Consider the following 18,122-nt stretch of genomic DNA (forward strand, 5'->3'; position numbering starts at 1 on the left):
AACACTCCGCGTGGGTGAAGCGAAAAGTAGATATGACCGCAGCGTTGTGGATACTGTGAAGCGTATGGAAAGTATCTGGCCGCCTTTTGCGGTGACCATACGGGCCAGCGATGATACTGGCCGTGGAGTCGACCTGCGCGTCATGCGCGATGAAGACATCGCGTGCGTGGCCCAAGTCGGTGCGGCAGATATCTATGGCGCGAATATCCCAGAGCACGCCTTTCCTTGGCTCTTTGATAAGAAGATGAATACCCCCGCCGCCATGGCGCAGCACCGGTGGGAGCATCGTGCAAAGCTATGTACCCAAAAGTGGACCCTGGATTTCATCGCCCGCGACGTAGAAACCCAAGAAATGGTGGGTGTGGTGGACTTGGTGGCAGAAAACTTTGCGGCCGCGCGGGAGGTGGAAACCGCATCATGGGTATTACACCGCTTCCAAAGCCAAGGCTATGGCACGCTTATCCGCCAAGCGGTGGCCGAGTTTTCCTTCTCCCACCTCGATGCGCATTCGCTGCGCACCAGTTGGATAGAGACCAATCTTGCCTCAGCCCGGGTGAGTGAAAAGATGGGCTACCGCATAAGTACCGAGAAAAAGGAAGAGCCTGCCGGCCCAGAAAACATTAACCGGCCGGTGGTTAGCGCGCGACTTAGCGCCACGGACTATCACCGGCCGGAAGGGCTGCGGGTGGACGTGAAAGGTGTGGGGGACCAGTTGCTGCGTATGCTCAGCTAGTTGCCGCTGGTGTCCTCATTTTCAAAACGCTCGCGCAGATCGCGCACGTACTCACCCACCTCAGGGCCTTCGTATTCACCGACGACCTCGGAAACCTCGCCCACCGAGCGGATCTCGCCGTGGTCGATCCACAGCGCGGTATTACACAGCTGCGCCAAGAAGTCATTGGAGTGGGAGGCAAAGACCAGGATGCCGGAGCGCTTCACCAGCTCTTGCAGGCGTACACGGGCCTTGGCCATGAAAGCAGCGTCGACGGCGCCGATGCCCTCATCCAACAGTAGGATTTCCGGCTCAATGGACGTCACCACGCCGAGCGCCAAGCGCACGCGCATACCGGTGGAATAGGTGCGCAGCGGCATGGAGAGATAATCGCCGAGTTCAGAAAACTCCGCAATCTCATCCATCTTTTTCTTCATCTGCTTGATGGACTGGCCCAAAAAGAGGCCACGGATAATGATGTTGTCGTAGCCAGAGACCTCTGGGTCCATGCCCACGCCCAAATCAAAGACGGGGGCCACGCGGCCGCGCACATCGGCAGAACCACGGGTGGGCTCGTAAATGCCAGACAAAAGGCGCAGCAGGGTGGACTTGCCGGCGCCGTTATGGCCCACCAAACCCACGCGGTCGCCCTCGCGCAGGTGCAGGTTAATATCCTTTAGTGCCTCCACCACGACGGTGTTCTGGGCGTTTTTGCCAATGGCGCCGCCGGCGGAAGAAAGCATGGCCTTCTTTAGCGAGCGGGATTTGGCATCAAAGATGGGAAAGTCCACGCACGCGTTATACGTATCAATCGAGACCATCAGTCTGTATCCTTTCCAGGAATCTCAGGAAGTGCAGGGCGTGGGCTTAAACCCAGTAGCTGACGCGGAAGCGCCACTTGCGCATGACCAAGCCGGCGATGAGCAGGCCGAGTACGGTGCAACCGATGACGATCCACCAGTGGTAGGCGGCCACCGGTTCACCGATCATGGGCGCACGGACGATTTCCAGGTAGTGATAGAGCGGGTTGATTTCCGCGATGCGGGCGCGGCTGGACACCGCACCGCCCTGTTCCTTCAAGGTATTGGTCATCCACACAATCGGGGTGACGTAGAACAGCAGCTGGGTCAGTGCTTCAAGCAGCGGAGCGACGTCACGGAAGCGGGTAGCGATGATGCCAAAGAACATTGTGACCCACACGCCGTTGACCAGCAACAAGGCCAAGCCGGGAAGGAAGAGGAAGAACTCCCAGCCTAGGCTGCGCGGGAAGATAAGGATAAGCAGCAACCAGATGATGAGGTTATGGCCTAAAAACAGCGTCTGGCGCCACACCAAGCGGTAAACGTGCACCGAAAGCGGGGCGGGGAGCTGTTTAATCAAGCCCTCGTTGTCAATGAAGACCGTGGAGCCTTCCTTGATGCAGCCCGAGATGAAGGTCCACATAATAAGGCCCACGGTGACGTGGGGGAGGAACTCCGCGACGGGAATCTGGAAGAGCATGGAATACAACAGGCCCAAGGCAAGGGCCATCACGCCGGTGGCGATGGTGATCCAAAACGGGCCCAGGACAGAGCGGCGGTAGCGCTGCTTAATATCTTGAATGCCCAGTTTGAACCACAGCTCGCGCTGCTGTGCACCCTGCGCCAGGTCCGCGAAGGCGGCCTTGAGGGTCTCGGACTGGGACGCTGGGGTGGCCTCGCCGTCTGGCTGGGAGGTCATGCGGGCGATATCAGCGCGCAGTTGGTTGTTATCTTGCACGCTCAACACCCTAGCGCGCGGGCTGGGCAAACGGGAACTACACGCCGCCAGCCTGCGAAAACAGCAGTATCCAGCGAAAATTCAAATTTGGGAAACTTGGGCCAAACGCGTATACAGTAGGGAACCGACCGCCACTGTGTGGCGATGCCTAGCGCGATAAAGAAGGGGACCGTAATGCCAGCAGGAGCTTCGGCACACTACGACGTATTCAGTGTGCGCGGTTTATACACCGGGCTATCTGATGGTTGGACCTACCTCAACGCGCACGCGGTGCCCCAAATTTCTGAGCGCGTCGCCTCCGGCGTGGCGCGATCCTTCCGGATGTCCACCGCAGTGGCCACCCAGGAGGGCCCAGGCGGCGCCCACTCTGCCACGCCCGCGCCGGGCCGTTTGGAAGGCGATGGTAATTACACCGCCGCACGCATGGCTGTAGCGGATCTGACCGGGTCCAAGGCAGACCGCGTGGTGCTTGGCCCGTCCTTGCCCGTGTTGTACCAGTCCTTGGCGCAGACGGCCCGTCCGCTGTTGGGCAGCAATTCCTCGGTGGTGCTCTCCAAGCTGGATCCACCGTCTTTGTACTCGGCGTTTTCTGAGGTCAAGGCAGAAACCCGGTGGGCCCAGCCAGATTTGGGCACGGGTGAGCTGCCAGGTTTCCAATTTGCCGAGCTTGTCGATGGCTCCACGCGCCTCGTTGCCTTCTCCGCCGCGCACGAGCTTTTGGGTACGGTATCCCCGGCCGCTGAGATCATTGACACCGTCCATGAGCGGTCCCGCGCCTGGACGCTTCTCGACGTCTCTGCGATCGCTCCCTACCGCCCCATCAACTTCGATGATCTCGGCGCCGATATCTTAGGCCTCGACCTGGGATTGCTGGGCGGACCGCAGCTAGCGGCTTTGGTCTTCCGCGATACCCGCATGTTCCGCCGCCTCGACTCCCTCGATCCGGTGCATACCGGCAAGGGTTCTCGCAAGCTGGAAACACCCATTTCCTCTGGTCTGGCCGGCGGTGTCGGACCGCTCGTGGACCATCTTGCCGCCCTCGCCGGTGGGGAGAGCGGCTCGCGCCGCAAGCGCCTGCGCACCTCCATGGATGCGCTCAGCGTCTACTTGGAGGATCTGCGCGCTGACCTCTATTCCTTCTTGAGCACCCTGCCCGCCGTGCATATTCTTGGCGTGACCGGGGAGGCTGCCGCGGGCGCCTCCGACGATCGCCTGCCGCGCCTCACCTTCGCGGTAAAGGGTGTTCCGGCCGAGACGGTTTACAAGCGCCTCTTTGATAACGGCCTTGTTACCACGCTTGCCCCGCAGACCCCGTTGCTCACGGAGATGGGCGTGGAAGAAATTGGCGGTGCCGTTACCGTTGCGCTCGGCCCCTTCAACACCTATCACGACGTTGAGCATCTCATCCGCGTCGTAGCCTCGCTGGCTTAAACGGTAAGAACCAAGGTGCCGGTGACCTCGCCGCTGTCTAGGGCTGTGTGGGCCTGGGCGGCGTCGGCAAGCGGGTAAGTAGCATGCAGCGCGTGCTTTACGCGGCCGTCTTCCAACATGGGCCACACATTTTCTACCGTGCCCGCCACAATCTGTGCCTTGTCTTCTAAGTCGCGGGCGCGCAGCGTCGTGCCCTGGATGGTCAGGCGCTTGGGCAGCATGGCGCCCAAGTTGATTTCCGCCTTGGTGCCGCCCTGCATGCCAATGATGATGAGCTTGCCGTCCTTAGCCAGGCACTTCATATTCTTTTCCAGATATTTCGCGCCGATGATGTCCAAAATGACATCGCAGCTTCCCTTCAACTCTTCTACGAAGTCGTGCTCCTTATAGTTGATGAGAATATCGGCGCCCAGCTCGCGGCAACGCTCCAATTTCTCCTGCGACCCGGCCGTAACCGCCACCTCTGCGCCGAGGACCTTGGCTACCTGAATGGCAAAAGTGCCAATGCCGCCGCCTCCGCCATGGATGAGGACGCGCTGGCCCTCGTGAAGGCCTGCCTCAATGCCCAGGTTGGACCACACGGTGCATCCGACCTCAACCACCGCTGCAGTTTCCTCGACGCTCAACCCCTTGGGCACGGGAAGCAGCTGGCCCTGCGGAACCGCGACGTATTCGGCGTAGCCACCACCGGCAAGCAGGCAGCCCACCTCGGTGCCTACCTCCCAGTTCGTATCCCCGGCATCGGCAATGGTGCCTGCTGCTTCTAAGCCCAAGATTTCCGACGCCCCCGGTGGTGGCGGATAGGCACCCATCGTCTGCAGGATATCGCCGCGGTTAACGCCGGCCGCCTGCACCTTCACAAGCACTTCGCCGGGGCGCAGCTGCGGGACGTCAACTTCGCGGAGCTCTAAGGACCGACGATCCTGCGGGTCGGTCTGAACGATAGCCTTCATGTGTGTTGTAGTCATGGGCCCAATCTAACGAACCTTGTGTGTCCTGTGCCACGAAATTCGGAGTATCCTACGGTGACATTCAGTGCTGCAGGTGGCTTTTTGGGAAACCGGGCTATCAATTTAGTACACTGACTAAGTTGCTTCGTAGGCGCGAAGAGCGTTTACGAAATACAACGTGGAGACGTGGCAGAGCGGCCGAATGCACCGGTCTTGAAAACCGGCGAGGTAATACCTCCGCGGGTTCAAATCCCGCCGTCTCCGCAGCTGCCTAAGCTTCCTTTCTAAGTTAAGGGAGCATAGAAGCTTATAGCTTCTGAGTGAGGGAGAGCAGCATTAAGGTACCCTACCGAATCGGTAGGGTGCCTACTCACGTTTTGGGACGGATGCGCTGGGCGACAGTGAAAATTAAGTCCAGGGACAGACAGCGTTTACATTGAGCTTCTACCTTGAGGTACGGACTTCAAACACCGTTAACGTTGAGGCGACTATGACAAATTACATTTCCTACTTGGCCGAGGAGCAGATACCGGCATCGTATGACTGGCTATGGAGCGGGCTAGGCGCCGTCATCGTTATTGGTCTGTTGGTCTTTTGGGTGGCCTCCCTCATTTCCATCATCCGTTCGGGATATAGCGGAGGCGTCAAGGTATTGCTGGTGATGGCGGCATTTGCCTACCCGTTCCTCGGGCCACTTGTCTGGTTCCTTTTTGCGCGAAATAAGGAGCATAAGACCCGAATGGGCCGTTAGGCTGCGGTCTTGTCAAGGGGCATTCGGTTACTGCTGCTCGAGCCAGGAATTGATGCCGCCGCGCAAGGAGACGACGTGGGGGAAGCCGCGTTTGCGGAGGATATCGACGGCTTGGGCGGAGCGGATGCCACTGGCGCAGTAGATAACGGCCGCAGCATCTGGTTCGATGTCGGGATCTTCGCCGGCGAGGATGCGGTCGAGCTCAAAGTGAGTGGAATTGGGGATAGCGGATTGGGCGCGCTCGGGGGAGGTGCGGACGTCGATAAGCGGGGCGTGTAGGGGAACCTCGCGGACCTCGGGGGCGTCGGCAGGTTGAGTAGGTTGTGCGCCGGTGGACTGAAGCGGGATATATTCCCAGGTACCGGAAAGGGCGTCGAAGTAGCCGAGCGTGCCGATGAGTGGGGTGCCTACGCCGGTGATGAGTTTGAGCGCTTCGAGCGCCATGGCTGAGCCGACAATGCCGACCACTGGTCCTAGAACTCCGGCCTGGGAGCAGGAAGGAACCTCGCCGGGTGCGGGAGCGGTGGGGAAGACATCCTCGTAGACGGGGCCGTGGCCGGACCAGAAAACGCTGAGCTGTGCGTCGAAGCCGAGGATGGAGGCCCATACGTGCGGGATGCCGAGCTCGTGGGCAGCCCAGGAGCTGAGGTAGCGGGCGTCGAAGTTATCGGTGCCGTCGAGGATGAGATCGCAGCCGTGTAGCTGCTCGAGCGCTGTCGCTGATTCGAGGCGGCCGTGGCAGGTGATGTCCACCTCTGGATTGAGCGCGCGGACGGCGGCCGCGGCGGAATCTGTCTTCGGTGTGCCGATGGCGGCGGTGGTGTGGATGACTTGGCGGTGCAGGTTGGAGGGGGAGACCACGTCGTCGTCGAAAAGCGAAATGCGGCCCACACCCGCGCCAGCGAGGTAGAGCAGGGCCGGGGAGCCCAGGCCACCGGCGCCAATGACCGCTACGTGGGCTTCGCTGAGCTTGCGCTGACCCTCCTCGCCCCAGAGCGCTTCCTGGCGGGCATAGCGGATGCTCATTCCAGACCCACCCAATTGGTGGAGCCATCGCCGTGGCTTTGCTCCTTCCAGATGGGGACTTCCGCCTTGACGCGATCGGCGCATTCCTCGGCGGCCCGGAAGGCATCGCCACGGTGCGCGGCGGCGGCTACTACCGCAAAGGCGAGGTCGCCAACCTTGAGATCCCCCGTGCGGTGGGCGGCCCACAGGCGCACTGGGTGGTTGGCTGCGACGGAATCGGTGACGTCTTGCAGCTTCTCTGGCGCAGATGGGTGGGCGCTATAGGAAAGAAGGGTGACATCTGGCCGTCCGCCATCGTGATCGCGGACGATGCCCTCAAAGGTGACGACAGCACCCATGGCGGCCGTGGCGGCCTCTTCCTTGGCACCGGCAAGGAGGGATTCAAGGGGTTGATCGCTCAGCAGCGTGCCAATGGTGCACCCGGTTTGCTCGGCCACATAGGAGGGATCAGTGCTCATGTTTTCCTTCTAACATATCGACGATCGGAACGATTAATTCTTCCAAAACCGCGCAGCCATCTTTTACCCCGCCGGTAGAACCGGGAAGCGTCATGGCAAAGGTGGAGTCATTGACGCCGGCAATGGCGCGAGAGGCCACCGCGGTGGGCACGCTTTCCAATCCCTTCTGCCAGAAGGCCACCGCGATTCCGGGCAGCTCGCGGGTGATATGTGGGGCGACGGCCTCGACCGTGCGGTCATCGTGCGTCAGCCCAGTGCCGCCAGAAGTCAGGATGACCGCGGGCTTTTCGGCAAAGGCGGCGGCAACGGCGGCGGCGATCTCGGTATCGGGGACGATGCGCGCGTCGGGGCAGTCAAAGCCCTTGCGGCGCAAGAACTCCACCGCGATGGGACCGGAGCGATCTTCGTAGATGCCCGCGGCGGCGCGAGTAGAGGCGACGATGACGATGGCGGTGCGCTGTGCGCTCATAGTGGGTAAACCTCCACTTCCTGGCCTTTTTCCAGGCGTTGACCGGCAGGAATGCGGATGAGATGGGTGGCGTCTGCCGCTTGGGCGAGCAGGTGGGAGCTGGCACCACCGAGGATATGGGCGCGGGAATCGACGCGCCCGCGGCGAAATTGCTCCTTGTGCGGGAGGCCGTCAATACCCGCGACAAGGGGGACGTGGAAAGGCTCCGGCGCCCAACCGAGCGCAGGGGCGACAAAGAGGCGGAAACTCACCAACGTGGAAATGGGGTTGCCCGGCAGGCAGATCACTGGGGTGTCGTGAAAAGTGGCGATGCCCTGCGGTCCGCCGGGCTGTTGGTCTACATGGCCGAACCAGCCTTCGAGTACCTGGCGGACTACTTCAAATTTCCCCGCGGAGATTCCGCCTGAGGTAATGATGGCATCCGGGCGGTGCTGCGCGATGGCTTCCGTGAAAGCGCACTCAAGGGCCTGTGGGTCATCGTCGGTAGTGATATAGCCGGCGACGTCGATGCCGGCGCGGCCGGCCATTGCCGTCAAGAGTGGCGCATTAGCATCCGGAATGGCGGCGCTGCCGTGGCCGATCTCCGCGCCGCCGGTGCAGATAAGGATGCGGGCGGTGCGGTAGACCTCTACCTCGGCGATTCCTTGGGAAGCGAGGGCGGCCAAGCGCACCGGCGTGAGCTTTTCGCCGCGGGCGGCGAGGAGGGCGCCTTCTTCCAGGTCGGATCCGGTGCGCCGGATGAATTGGCCTGGCGAGGTCTCTGGCACGGTAATGCGGCCGCCCGGGGCGAGGAATTCTTGTGGTTCGCAGCGCTCGATGGGCACGATAGCTGCAGTTCCTTCCGGGACCTTGGCGCCGGTCATGATGGGGCAGGCGCCGGCAAGCGGGCCGTCGAGTACCTGGGCGGGCTCAGTGCCGGCCGCGATGGTGGGGCCCACCGGGTAGATCCCGGCCGCACACTGCGGGAGGGCGTAGCCATCCATCTGGGAGTTATCAAAGCGAGGGGAGGGGAACCCGGCGTGGATATCCGCAGCCAGAACCATATCCTGCGCCTGGGTGAGGGGCACGGTGATGGCTTGGCGTGCGGGCAGGGCCGCGGCGACCTCGCGCGCGTGAGTCTCGGGTGTGCGCATGGCGGCTAGTTTACCCGCGGTCTCGACATGGCACGGGCGTGCGGGGCATAGTGGAGGGCATGTTGACCGTTCACTATTTCGCCGCCGCCCGCGCCGCTGCGGGCGTGGCTTCTGAGCAGGTAGAAGCCCCCGCCACCTTGGGTGATCTGGTGGCGCAGTTGAGCGAGGAGCATACCGGCACCACCGAGGCCGGCATGAGCCTGAAAGAGGTCTTGGGACGCTGTAGCTTTCTTATCGACGGCGCCGGGAACACCGCCAAGGATTCCCCACTGGCTGGCGTCACCCGGGTGGACGTCCTGCCGCCGTTTGCGGGCGGCTAATCGCGCTGCCGCAGCGGGCTAGTAAAGAAGTTGATGACGCTGCTGACGATGGACAGCACGATGGCGCCGATGATCGCGGCGCCCCAGGAGTCGATGACGAGGTGGCCGATCCCCAGGTCCAGGGAATTGAGCGCCCACTCCACGATGATGAGCGCGGCGCCGTTGATGACGAGGGAGAAAAGTCCGAGCGTCAGGCAGGTCAGCGGCGCGCCGAGGACGCGCAGGACCGGCATGACCACGGCATTAATAATGATGAAGACGATGGCGACGGCGATGAAATTGCCGGTCTCTGCTGGGGTGATGGTGATGCCGGGAATGACGGCAACTACCGCCCACAGCGCCACCGCGATGGCAAAGACATTCAGGGCGAAGTTAATGAGCGAGCGCATTTAGCCTCCTATGGTTGCGTTCCACGCCTGCAGTAGGGTGTCGGTTTCTTCCTCAGTGGTCACTGTAATGCGTATGCCTTCGCTAAACGCGCGCACGAGCACGCCGTGTTCGGCCAGGCGAGCGGCGACCTCCTGCGGGGTACCAAGGCGGGCCAGATTCGCGGCCGGCAGCCAGACATGGTTTGCCTCGGAATGCGGCACTCCCCAGTCCTGCAAGGCTTCTTCTAGGCGCTCGCGCTGGGCGACGGCCTCATCGGTGCGCTCCCGTAGCGAATCCTGCGCCGCCAGTGCCGCGCGCGCACCAACCTGCGCCACGGTGCTAGCGGAAAAGGGGATGGCCACCTTATTGAGGGCCTCAATAATATTTTCCGGACCAAAGGCATAACCGATGCGCACCCCGGCCAGGCCATAAGCCTTTGAGAAGGTGCGCAGGCACACCAGATTCGGATAGGTGCCCACCAGCTCTGTACCCAACGGAATGTTGGTGGCACGGTTGTATTCGATATAGGCCTCGTCGAGGGCGACGAGGACGTCGGCAGGCACGGCATCCATGAAGGCGGCGAACTCGTCCTTGGTCACCGTGGTGCCGGACGGGTTATTGGGGTTGCACACGAAGATGAGCCGGGTCTTGTCCGTAATCTTGTGCGCCATGGCCGGCAGATCCACGCGCTGGTCTGCACCTAGCGGAACCGGGATGGGGTGGGCGCCGACTACTTTGGCGAAGATGGGGTAGGCCTCGAAGGAGCGCCACGGGAAGAGGACTTCTTCACCAGGGGTAGCGGCAATTTCCACCAATTGTTGGCACAGCGCGGACGATCCGGTGCCCACCGCAACCTGTCCATACTCCACACCCAGGTGCGCGGCGAGGTCCTCGCGCAGCGCGGTGGCCGCAATATCCGGGTAACGGTTGGCCTTCGTCACGGCCTCCGCCATGGCCGCGGCTGCCTCCGGCAGCGGCGGGTGCGTGGCCTCATTAGAGGAGAGCTTGAGCGCGTCATCGTTGCGCGCACCGGCGACGTAGGCGGGGATGGCTTTCAGGTCTGGGCGAATCATGCCTCCCACTTTAGGGCCTGCGTCTTTGCTGCGGGCGTGAAAGCAGGGGGCTAGTTTGGCAGCGGCGGGGCAGGCAGGTATTCTCAAACGAGGTTCCTTGTGAACCGTGGAGATGTGCCAGAGCGGCCGAATGGGGCTCCCTGCTAAGGAGTTGACCCTTCTGGGGTCCGGAGGTTCGAATCCTCTCATCTCCGCCATCTAATCCCGAGCGTGCGAGCTCGGGATTTTCTCATTTCAGGTGGCGGCGCAAAGCTCGGGTTAAGGGGCTGAGAATTCTGCTATTAGCGCTGGTACGCGGCGCAGCGGCGGAAGAGCACGAGCATACCGATGCCGAAGATGAAGCTTCCGGTAAATGCCGCAGCACGCAAAGAAGTGACCTCGTGGAAGAGGGCGGGCACCAGGAGGATGGCGATCACAGAGCTAATAACTCCGAGGACGAGGAAACAAATCGTTGTGATAGGTCCAGGTGTGGATGGTTGCGGCATGGGGGAAGTCCTTTCATCAATAAGTCCTGATGAAAATAACTCTAAGTTGACCTCCTAGGAGGTGCAATAGGAAGCGAGAAAGCGCCTTAGGGCCGGTCGGGGTTTAGGGGCGCAGGGCGGGAAAGACCTCGTCACGCAAGAGGTGGGCGAGCTCGCGATCCGGGTTGGTGGGGTCTACCCACGCGATCTCGGCAATTTCTGCGGCAGCGCGGGCAAGGACGGGGCGTGGATAGGTAAAGATCTGTCCGCGCACGGTTTCGCCGGGTTCGTTGGCGGCCGGGGCATCGAAGGTCCCGAGCAGGGATAGCTCAGGGAGGCGGACGTCAACGCCGATCTCTTCTGCGACCTCGCGGGCCGCGGCCTGTACTGGGGTTTCGCGGATCTCCATCTTGCCGCCGGGCAGCTGGAACTTGGTGGAAGACTCCTTGCGCACGGTGAGGACATGGCCAAAGGAATTACGGAAAACTACGGCGGCAACTTCAATCATGTGCCCGACTATAACTCGCTCCAGCGGGTTAATTCAGAAAGCCTGGTACCCACTCGCGCCCCACCCGGGATAGCGCTGCCCCCATCTGTCGCTGGTTGAAGCCGATGTCGAGGATGTCTTCATGTACCGAATCGCCGGCGAGCACACTCAAGAGCAGCCAGCCGTTTTTCTCGGCGGCGCTCACACGCAGATCGGCATGGCTTTTCGCTACAGCGGCGTCATAATATTTCAGCTGTGCAGGCGACACGGAAAGAAGTCTCTGCGTTGCGAGTTCTGGCAGGACTGCAGTGAAATCATCAGGAAAGAACACCATGGCGCGCGTGATGTTCTCGTCGCTGAAAAACTTGTCTTCGTTAGGGGAGGCAAGTTGGAAGTCGCATAGGGGCAGGCACATAGGGCGTGAATGCTCCATTACTCAGGTGCTGGCCTGCGCCTTTGAGACTATGGGAACGCTGCGCGTTGCGCGGATTTATCACCGCGGGCTTATCACGACGCGGATGGCGAATGAATATAAAGTGGTACCCATGAGTGACTCGAGGTTTCCCCGCTCGGTGTTTGCGGTTGGCACCGACCCTGATCCGCGTTTCACGCTCGCTAATGAGCGCACGTTCTTGGCTTGGATCCGCACCTCCCTGGCGTTGATTGCTGGTGGCGTGGCGCTCGAGGCCTTTGACGTTCCCCTGCCGGCCGAATTGCGCTCGGCGGTGTCGGTATTCATGCTGGTCGTCGCCATTATTCTGCCGCTGGTGGCGTGGGTGCATTGGAAGCAGTCCGAACGTGCGATGCGTGAGGAACGCCCGTTGCCCTTTAGCTTTGCCATCCCGGTGCTTGCCGTGGCGATCGTGGTGGTAGCGGGCGCGCTTGTAGTAGGCGAGTTTCTTGGCTAACCCACTATTTGATCCCGGCCTGCAGCCCGAACGCACCCGCCTATCGTGGCAGCGCACCCTTTTGGCGTTGTCCTTGGTGGTGCTGGGGGTAATGCGGGCGGTAAGCGTGCACGTCTTCTTGCCGTTGGTCTTTATTGCCGCGGGCGTATTGGCGTTGGCCTTGGCGGTATGGCAGCGTGCCTCGCTTGTCGACGCCGCCTTATCCACCCACCGCTCCCTCCCTCACGCCATCATCCTTGCGAGCACCGCGGGGCTCGTGTCCTTGCTGGCCGCCTTCGCGCTGTGGGGGCTCTTCCTCTAGGTTTTCACCCGGCTCGGGGAGCCGTGGCCTTGTATATTATGCCTATGCCTAAATCCCTATCTCTCCCTCTTGCCGTCCTCGCGGTGACCGCCGGTGCCGCCTTGAGCGGCTGTTCCAATTCCACTGACTCCACCGAGTCCGCGGATAAGCCGAATTTCACTGGCACCGCCCCGAGCTCCTCTGCGGCGGCCGCATCCGATACAGAGGCCGAGTCTCAGTCCTCGGCCACGGACTCCCCGGCAGGAGAAACCACCACCAAAGCCGCAGCGGATAAAGATGAAAACGATGCAGACAAGGACACCGAGGGCGGCGGGGAAAACAAAATCATCCCGGTAGAGGCCCTCGATTCCCTGTGGGTGCCGGCGTTGTGCGATAACCAAGCGGGCAACTTGGAAGGCGGCCAGCTGCCACAGCATCTTAAGACCGGGATGCTCTTTGACGTTGCCGCGGCGGGTCTGAAGTTGAATCAGGACGATACGCCAAAGGGCGCCTACGCGGATATCAACGGCGATGGCAGGGATGAAGCAGTTATTACCTACGTCTGTAATAAGGGCGGTACGGGCTGGCCGGATAATTTGCTCATCTATGACAACGATCTGAATTACATCACTAAGGTGGATGATTGGGAACGCGAGGGAATGCCGCCAGCGCGCGGTCATGTCCAGCAGCTGCAGTGGACCGAGGACACTGTGACCGTCACTTGGCGGGCCTATGGGCCTGATGATGCAGCGTGCTGTGCCACCCAAGAATTCACTGGGAATCTCACGTTGGACGGGGATAGGCCGCACCTTGCGGTAACCGGTCACCGGCAGGTTGCCGGCTAGCGTCATTCCCTGCAGCATGGCGTAGTCTAAATGGGCTGTAATTAATACTCAGGGAGCTAAATCCCAGAGGAAAGAAAGGCAGGGCAGGGCGATGGCGGAGACCACCGAGCAGGCTAGCGATATCGTCGAAGCGTGGCTGAAACAAGAAGACGCCATCGATCCACAAAAGGCCCCGCGCCTGCAAGAACTTTTGGATAGGGTGCCGCTGCAGGATCTCATCGCCGTCGTCGAGCGGCAAAATGCCATCCGCGCAGCGCTGGCCCTGCGCCTGTTGCCGCGCCAAAAATCGATCGCCGTCTTTGATGCCCTCGATGCCAAGCACCAGGCGGATATTATCGATGAGCTGGGCAATGCTGATGTCTATGAGTTCTTTGATGAGCTCGATCCGGAAGACCGCGTGGCCTTGTTGGACGAGCTGCCTGCGGAAATTGCGGACCGCCTACTGCGCTCGCTGACCCAATCCAAGCGCGATGTCACGGGCGTGGTGCTGGGCTATGCCAAGGGCTCGGTGGGCCGCCGCATGTCGCCCGAGGTTCCCGTTATCCACCCAGAGATGAGCGTAAAGGATGCCCTGTACAAGCTGCGGGAAATCGCGCACGAGCTAGAGACCATTTATACCGTGCCCATTACGCGCGAGGATCGGCGCTTGGTGGGCGTGGTAAGCCTGCGCGAGATTTTTACTGCCGACGCCGCCCTTACCATGGCCGATATTATGCAGGAACCCGTCTTTGCCCAGGCCGGCGATGATGCGGAGGAAACCGCGCGCTGGTTCCTGCCACTGGATATGCTCGCGCTGCCCGTTGTGGATGAATCGCACCGCCTTGTCGGCCTGCTGACGTGGGATGACGCCACCGATATCGTGGAGGAAGAAGATAGCGAGGACTCTGCTCGCGCCGGCGGTACCGAAGCCCTCCAGCAGCCGTACCTGTCCACGCCGCTGCTCAAGCTGGTGCGTTCGCGCATCGTGTGGCTGCTCGTGCTGGCCGTCTCTGCGCTGCTCACGGTGCAGGTACTCGATTCCTTTGAAGACACACTGGCTAAGGCCGTGGTCCTGTCCCTCTTTATTCCGCTGCTGACCGGCACCGGTGGAAATACCGGCAACCAGGCGGCTACCACTGTGACGCGTGCCTTGGCGCTGGGCGACGTCCGCACGCGCGACCTCCTCGCCGTCATGTGGCGCGAGCTGCGCGTCGGCATGCTGCTCGGCGCCGTGCTGGGACTAGCTGGCCTGGCGCTGGCCACCCTGGTCTATGGCCTAAGCATCGGCCTCGTCATCGGCTCGACGCTGTTTTTGATCTGTTCCATTTCCGCGACCGTCGGCGGGCTTATGCCCATCGTGGCTAAGACTATCGGCGCCGATCCGGCGGTCTTTTCCAACCCCTTCATCTCTACCTTCTGTGATGCCACGGGCCTGATTATCTACTTCCTGATTGCCAAGACCGTGCTGGGAATCTAGCACGCCTCCCTACGGTTCGGGGGTGGGGAAGTGGTGGAGTCGTTTCCGGTTTCGGGCAGGTGCGATGTGTGCTCTACGGGGGTGCGGGGGTGATTGCGTGTGGCGGGATATGGTTTCTGCGTCACATGTTTTGTATGGTCAGTGCATGCTTCGCAGTGAACTGGATAACTTTCGGTCTGCTGCCTCGGCCTAGCTAATAAACTGGGAAATACGGAGCATATCCCACAGGACAATCCTCTCTAAGTGAAGGAGCGCGCGGTATGACCACCCCGCATACTCACGAATCTACCGCCCACACCGAAGGTGACGAGGCCTCCGGAGCGCCGCGCAGCGAGTGGCGCCGTCAGTTCATCGGCCTTTTCATCGGCTTGGGTTTGGCCGTACTAGTCTTCTTTATCTTCCCCTCGAATGCGATCGAGACCGTACAGGGCTCCGCGGGTGTAGATCCGGAAGCCGAGTACACGCTCAGTGCCATCCGTACCGTCGCCGCAGTAACCATCTTGATGGGCGTGTGGTGGATGACCGAGGCCATTCCGCTCGCCGCTACCGCGCTGCTGCCGCTGATCATCTTCCCGCTCGCCGGTGTGGGCACGATTAAGGAAGTAGGAGCCCCATACGCGTCCGCCACCATTTTCTTGTTCATGGGTGGCTTCCTGATTGCGCTTGCCCTGCAGCGCTGGAACCTGCACCGCCGCCTAGCGCTATACGTGGTGAAAATTATCGGCACCTCGCCCAAGCGCCTGATCTTGGGATTCATGCTGGCTACCGGCTTTTTGTCCATGTGGGTATCCAATACCGCTACGGCAGTGGTGATGCTGCCGATCGGTACCTCGGTGCTCGCGCTGACCGCGGAAACCGTAGGCGGCTGGGAAAAGCAAAAGAAGTTTGCCACGGCACTGATGCTGGGTATTGCGTATTCCGCCTCCATCGGTTCGCTGGGTACGCTCATCGGCACCCCGCCGAATGCCTTCCTTAATGCATATATGGCCGATACCTGGGGCGTAACCCTCGGCTTCGGCCGGTGGATGGCGGTTGGTGTGCCGCTCGCCGTGACCTTCTTGCTGATTGCCTGGGCCCTGCTTATCACCATTTTCAAGCCGGAGATGAAGGATATTCCAGGCGGGCGCGAGCTCATTAATGACGAAATTAAGGCACTCGGCCCCTGGACCCGCCCCCAGATCATGACGGGCATCATTTTCGTCCTCGCTGCCGCAGCCTGGGTTACCCTGCCGCTGGTCCTCAAGGAATTCGAGAACTATGACGATGCCATCGTGGGTATCGCCGCCGGCATCTTGCTCTTTATCCTGCCCGCGGACAACCAGCGCCGTATTCGTTTGCTGGACTGGAAGACGGCCAATGAAATGCCGTGGGACGTCCTCCTGCTCTTCGGCGGCGGCTTGTCGCTGTCCTCGGTCTTTAATGCCTCCGGCCTGTCCCTGTGGATTGGTGAGATGGCCAAGGGGCTTAGCGTCCTGCCGGTTGTCCTCATCGTCTCTGCCGTGGCTGCGCTGGTGCTCTTCCTGACGGAGATCACCTCCAATACCGCGACGGCAGCCACGTTCATTCCGATTATGGGCGGCGTCGCCGTGGGCGTGGGGCTTACTGCCGATGGCGATATCAACGTCCTTCTCCTCACCATCCCGGTGGCCCTGGCGGCAACCTGCGCATTCATGCTCCCAGTTGCCACCCCGCCGAACGCCATTGCCTATGGCTCTGGCTACGTCAAGATCGGCGAGATGATCAAGGGTGGCCTTGGCCTCAATATCATCGGCATTTTCCTCATCACCCTGACGGTGTACTTGCTGGCAGTGCCAATCTTCGGCCTGTCCATTTAAGGTTAGGGGTTTCGTAGCCATTCCCTAATGAAAAACGTTATCATTAGGGAATGGCTACACCCGTTACTGTACTGTCCGGATTTTTGGGCAGCGGAAAAACCACGCTCTTGAACCACCTGCTTGCCAACCGCGAAGGGCGCAAGCTTGCCGTCATCGTCAACGACTTCTCCGAGGTCAATATCGATGCCGCCCTCGTTGCTGGCGAGGGGCACCTCGAGCGCGGTGAGGATCGCTTTGTCGAGCTATCCAATGGCTGTATCTGCTGCACCCTGCGCGAGGATCTCATCGAATCCGTAGGTAAGCTGGCCCGCTCCGGCCGCTTCGATCAGATCGTCATCGAGTCCACTGGCATTTCCGAGCCTATGCCCGTGGCCGCCACCTTCGAATGGGAGTTTGCGGACGGCACCACGCTTGCCGACGTCGCCCCTATCGACACCATGGTCTCTCTCGTGGATGCTTCCACCTTTCTTGAGTACCTGCGTCGCGGCAAGAGCCTCGCGTCTGAGAATATTGAGGCCACACCCAGCGATGATCGTACCGTGGCAGACCTACTCGTGGACCAAGTCGAGTTTGCTGACCTCATCCTTGTTACCAAGACCGATTTGGTTGATGCTGCCGAAACCGAACGCGTCATCGCAACCGTTCGTGCTATGAACCCCCGTGCTCGAGTCGTAATGGTCACCGATGGTGCCATTGACCCACGGCTGGTCCTCGATGCCCACCTGTACGACGCCGCCACTGCCGCGGCTTACCATGGCTACGCCGAGGAGCTGGCTAAGCCGCACACGCCTGAAACCGAGGAATATGGCATTTCCTCCGTCGTTTTCCGCGCCGACCGCCCCTTTAACCGCGACCGTCTGCTCGCCGCCCTTCGTGCCAGTACCGGCCTGGTGCGCTCTAAGGGGTATTGCTGGCTCGATACCGATCTTCAACTCGCCCACGCTTGGCAGCAGGCTGGGCCTAACCTTCAAATCGTGCCCGCTTCGCTCTGGGCTGCAAATGACGTGACGCCTGGTACCGAAATTGTCCTTATCGGTATCGACTTCGATCACCAGTCCACCCTCAGGGAGCTCCGGGGTGCCCTGCTTTCCGACGCCGAAGTTGCCGCCCTCATCGCTTCCTAATTGCCTCCATTTCCATCAGGTGAACGCCGGGTGAACAGGCGATTTGTTAGTTTTCCGGACCGTGGGTATAGTAAATTCTCGTTGCACAGCAGAGCACACGCACTGCTTACCAACGGTCTGCGCCCGTAGCTCAACGGATAGAGCATCTGACTACGGATCAGAAGGTTGGGGGTTCGAATCCCTCCGGGCGCACAAATGTGAAGTCTCGAGACATCGTTCCTATTTCGATGTTTCGAGACTTTCTTCGTTTTGGGGGTTCGTTTTCTAGATTTC

Annotated in this window: 22 protein-coding genes and 3 tRNA genes; 13 read left to right on the forward strand and 12 right to left on the reverse strand. The window is 60.9% G+C overall.

Features of this window, described 5'->3' with window-relative positions; all coding sequences use genetic code 11:
* Nucleotides 1-64: 64 nt before the first annotated feature.
* A complete protein-coding gene (locus tag QP324_RS09340) occupies nucleotides 65-733 on the forward strand; it encodes a GNAT family N-acetyltransferase (protein WP_284815804.1) in 669 nt (222 codons plus the stop codon).
* Here QP324_RS09340 and QP324_RS09345 read toward each other — a convergent pair.
* The gene (locus QP324_RS09345; RefSeq protein WP_005323203.1) at nucleotides 730-1,533 is read right to left on the reverse strand and encodes an ABC transporter ATP-binding protein; all 804 of its coding nucleotides are present in this window, start codon (nucleotides 1,531-1,533) and stop codon (nucleotides 730-732) included. The genes QP324_RS09340 and QP324_RS09345 overlap by 4 nt on opposite strands.
* A 46-nt stretch (nucleotides 1,534-1,579) precedes the next feature.
* Nucleotides 1,580-2,431: an ABC transporter permease gene (locus QP324_RS09350; RefSeq protein ID WP_250409664.1), complete on the reverse strand. Its 852-nt coding sequence runs from the start codon at nucleotides 2,429-2,431 to the stop codon at nucleotides 1,580-1,582.
* Nucleotides 2,432-2,644: 213 nt separating this feature from the next.
* Between QP324_RS09350 and QP324_RS09355 the strand changes: the two genes are divergently transcribed.
* On the forward strand, nucleotides 2,645-3,901 hold the full coding sequence (locus QP324_RS09355) for an aminotransferase class V-fold PLP-dependent enzyme (protein ID WP_284815805.1): 1,257 nt from the start codon (nucleotides 2,645-2,647) through the stop codon (nucleotides 3,899-3,901).
* On the opposite strand, the gene QP324_RS09360 is transcribed toward QP324_RS09355, so the two are convergent.
* Nucleotides 3,898-4,854, reverse strand: coding sequence for an NAD(P)H-quinone oxidoreductase (locus tag QP324_RS09360; RefSeq protein ID WP_284815834.1), 957 nt, complete (start codon nucleotides 4,852-4,854; stop codon nucleotides 3,898-3,900). The two genes, QP324_RS09355 and QP324_RS09360, sit on opposite strands and share 4 nt — an antisense overlap.
* Nucleotides 4,855-5,031: 177 nt before the next feature.
* On the opposite strand from QP324_RS09360, the gene QP324_RS09365 reads away from it, so the two are divergent.
* Both QP324_RS09365 and QP324_RS09370 read left to right on the forward strand, forming a co-directional pair.
* Nucleotides 5,032-5,115 (forward strand) — tRNA-Ser (locus tag QP324_RS09365).
* Nucleotides 5,116-5,341: 226 nt separating this feature from the next.
* Nucleotides 5,342-5,602 carry a hypothetical protein gene (locus QP324_RS09370; RefSeq protein WP_284815806.1) on the forward strand — a complete coding sequence of 87 codons (261 nt, stop codon included), beginning with the start codon at nucleotides 5,342-5,344 and terminating at the stop codon, nucleotides 5,600-5,602.
* A 27-nt stretch (nucleotides 5,603-5,629) separates the two neighbouring features.
* Here the strand turns inward: QP324_RS09370 and QP324_RS09375 are convergent, their stop codons facing one another.
* The 4 genes from QP324_RS09375 to QP324_RS09390 are packed head-to-tail and all read right to left on the reverse strand — an operon-like array spanning nucleotide 5,630 to nucleotide 8,688.
* Nucleotides 5,630-6,628 (reverse strand): ThiF family adenylyltransferase, encoded by a 999-nt coding sequence (locus tag QP324_RS09375; RefSeq protein WP_049377331.1) that lies wholly within the window; start codon nucleotides 6,626-6,628, stop codon nucleotides 5,630-5,632.
* Complete coding sequence (locus QP324_RS09380) at nucleotides 6,625-7,086, reverse strand: molybdenum cofactor biosynthesis protein MoaE (RefSeq protein WP_049377332.1); 462 nt, start codon at nucleotides 7,084-7,086, stop codon at nucleotides 6,625-6,627. Before QP324_RS09380 ends, QP324_RS09375 begins: the two co-directional genes overlap by 4 nt.
* Nucleotides 7,076-7,555 carry a MogA/MoaB family molybdenum cofactor biosynthesis protein gene (locus QP324_RS09385; protein ID WP_284815809.1) on the reverse strand — a complete coding sequence of 160 codons (480 nt, stop codon included), beginning with the start codon at nucleotides 7,553-7,555 and terminating at the stop codon, nucleotides 7,076-7,078. The genes QP324_RS09380 and QP324_RS09385 overlap by 11 nt, the downstream gene beginning before the upstream one ends.
* Nucleotides 7,552-8,688: a molybdopterin molybdotransferase MoeA gene (locus tag QP324_RS09390; RefSeq protein WP_284815812.1), complete on the reverse strand. Its 1,137-nt coding sequence runs from the start codon at nucleotides 8,686-8,688 to the stop codon at nucleotides 7,552-7,554. Before QP324_RS09390 ends, QP324_RS09385 begins: the two co-directional genes overlap by 4 nt.
* 59 nt (nucleotides 8,689-8,747) lie before the next feature.
* Between QP324_RS09390 and QP324_RS09395 the strand changes: the two genes are divergently transcribed.
* Nucleotides 8,748-9,008, forward strand: a complete 261-nt coding sequence (locus QP324_RS09395) for a MoaD/ThiS family protein (protein WP_284815814.1) — start codon at nucleotides 8,748-8,750, stop codon at nucleotides 9,006-9,008.
* On the opposite strand, the gene QP324_RS09400 is transcribed toward QP324_RS09395, so the two are convergent.
* Both QP324_RS09400 and hisC read right to left on the reverse strand, forming a co-directional pair.
* On the reverse strand, nucleotides 9,005-9,397 hold the full coding sequence (locus QP324_RS09400; RefSeq protein WP_284815816.1) for a phage holin family protein: 393 nt from the start codon (nucleotides 9,395-9,397) through the stop codon (nucleotides 9,005-9,007). The genes QP324_RS09395 and QP324_RS09400 overlap by 4 nt on opposite strands.
* Nucleotides 9,398-10,450, reverse strand: a complete 1,053-nt coding sequence (gene hisC, locus QP324_RS09405; RefSeq protein ID WP_284815818.1) for a histidinol-phosphate transaminase — start codon at nucleotides 10,448-10,450, stop codon at nucleotides 9,398-9,400.
* Nucleotides 10,451-10,558: 108 nt separating this feature from the next.
* On the opposite strand from hisC, the gene QP324_RS09410 reads away from it, so the two are divergent.
* Nucleotides 10,559-10,647 (forward strand) — tRNA-Ser (locus QP324_RS09410).
* An 84-nt stretch (nucleotides 10,648-10,731) separates the two neighbouring features.
* Here the strand turns inward: QP324_RS09410 and QP324_RS09415 are convergent.
* The 3 genes from QP324_RS09415 to QP324_RS09425 form a co-directional block, all read right to left on the reverse strand.
* Nucleotides 10,732-10,866, reverse strand: a complete 135-nt coding sequence (locus QP324_RS09415; protein WP_284769419.1) for a hypothetical protein — start codon at nucleotides 10,864-10,866, stop codon at nucleotides 10,732-10,734.
* A 172-nt stretch (nucleotides 10,867-11,038) separates the two neighbouring features.
* Nucleotides 11,039-11,422, reverse strand: coding sequence for an NUDIX domain-containing protein (locus QP324_RS09420; protein WP_284815820.1), 384 nt, complete (start codon nucleotides 11,420-11,422; stop codon nucleotides 11,039-11,041).
* Between the two features lie 28 nt (nucleotides 11,423-11,450).
* Nucleotides 11,451-11,816, reverse strand: coding sequence for a hypothetical protein (locus QP324_RS09425; protein ID WP_284815822.1), 366 nt, complete (start codon nucleotides 11,814-11,816; stop codon nucleotides 11,451-11,453).
* Between the two features lie 130 nt (nucleotides 11,817-11,946).
* Between QP324_RS09425 and QP324_RS09430 the strand changes: the two genes are divergently transcribed.
* From QP324_RS09430 to QP324_RS09460, 7 genes are all read left to right on the forward strand, one after another.
* The gene (locus QP324_RS09430) at nucleotides 11,947-12,309 is read left to right on the forward strand and encodes a YidH family protein (RefSeq protein ID WP_284815823.1); all 363 of its coding nucleotides are present in this window, start codon (nucleotides 11,947-11,949) and stop codon (nucleotides 12,307-12,309) included.
* Entirely contained in the window at nucleotides 12,302-12,610 is a 309-nt protein-coding gene (locus QP324_RS09435; protein ID WP_284815824.1) for a DUF202 domain-containing protein, read from the forward strand. Before QP324_RS09430 ends, QP324_RS09435 begins: the two co-directional genes overlap by 8 nt.
* A gap of 44 nt (nucleotides 12,611-12,654) precedes the next feature.
* A complete protein-coding gene (locus tag QP324_RS09440) occupies nucleotides 12,655-13,434 on the forward strand; it encodes a hypothetical protein (protein WP_284815826.1) in 780 nt (259 codons plus the stop codon).
* 91 nt (nucleotides 13,435-13,525) lie between these two features.
* The gene (mgtE, locus tag QP324_RS09445) at nucleotides 13,526-14,890 is read left to right on the forward strand and encodes a magnesium transporter (protein ID WP_284815828.1); all 1,365 of its coding nucleotides are present in this window, start codon (nucleotides 13,526-13,528) and stop codon (nucleotides 14,888-14,890) included.
* Between the two features lie 260 nt (nucleotides 14,891-15,150).
* Nucleotides 15,151-16,725: a DASS family sodium-coupled anion symporter gene (locus QP324_RS09450; RefSeq protein ID WP_284815829.1), complete on the forward strand. Its 1,575-nt coding sequence runs from the start codon at nucleotides 15,151-15,153 to the stop codon at nucleotides 16,723-16,725.
* Between the two features lie 50 nt (nucleotides 16,726-16,775).
* A complete protein-coding gene (locus tag QP324_RS09455; RefSeq protein WP_284815831.1) occupies nucleotides 16,776-17,849 on the forward strand; it encodes a GTP-binding protein in 1,074 nt (357 codons plus the stop codon).
* Nucleotides 17,850-17,968: 119 nt separating this feature from the next.
* Nucleotides 17,969-18,041: transfer RNA gene (locus QP324_RS09460), tRNA-Arg, on the forward strand.
* Nucleotides 18,042-18,122: the final 81 nt, after the last annotated feature.

Origin of the sequence: Corynebacterium sp. UMB0012, from assembly GCF_030216265.1 — a bacterium.
Classification (GTDB): Bacteria; Actinomycetota; Actinomycetes; order Mycobacteriales; family Mycobacteriaceae; genus Corynebacterium.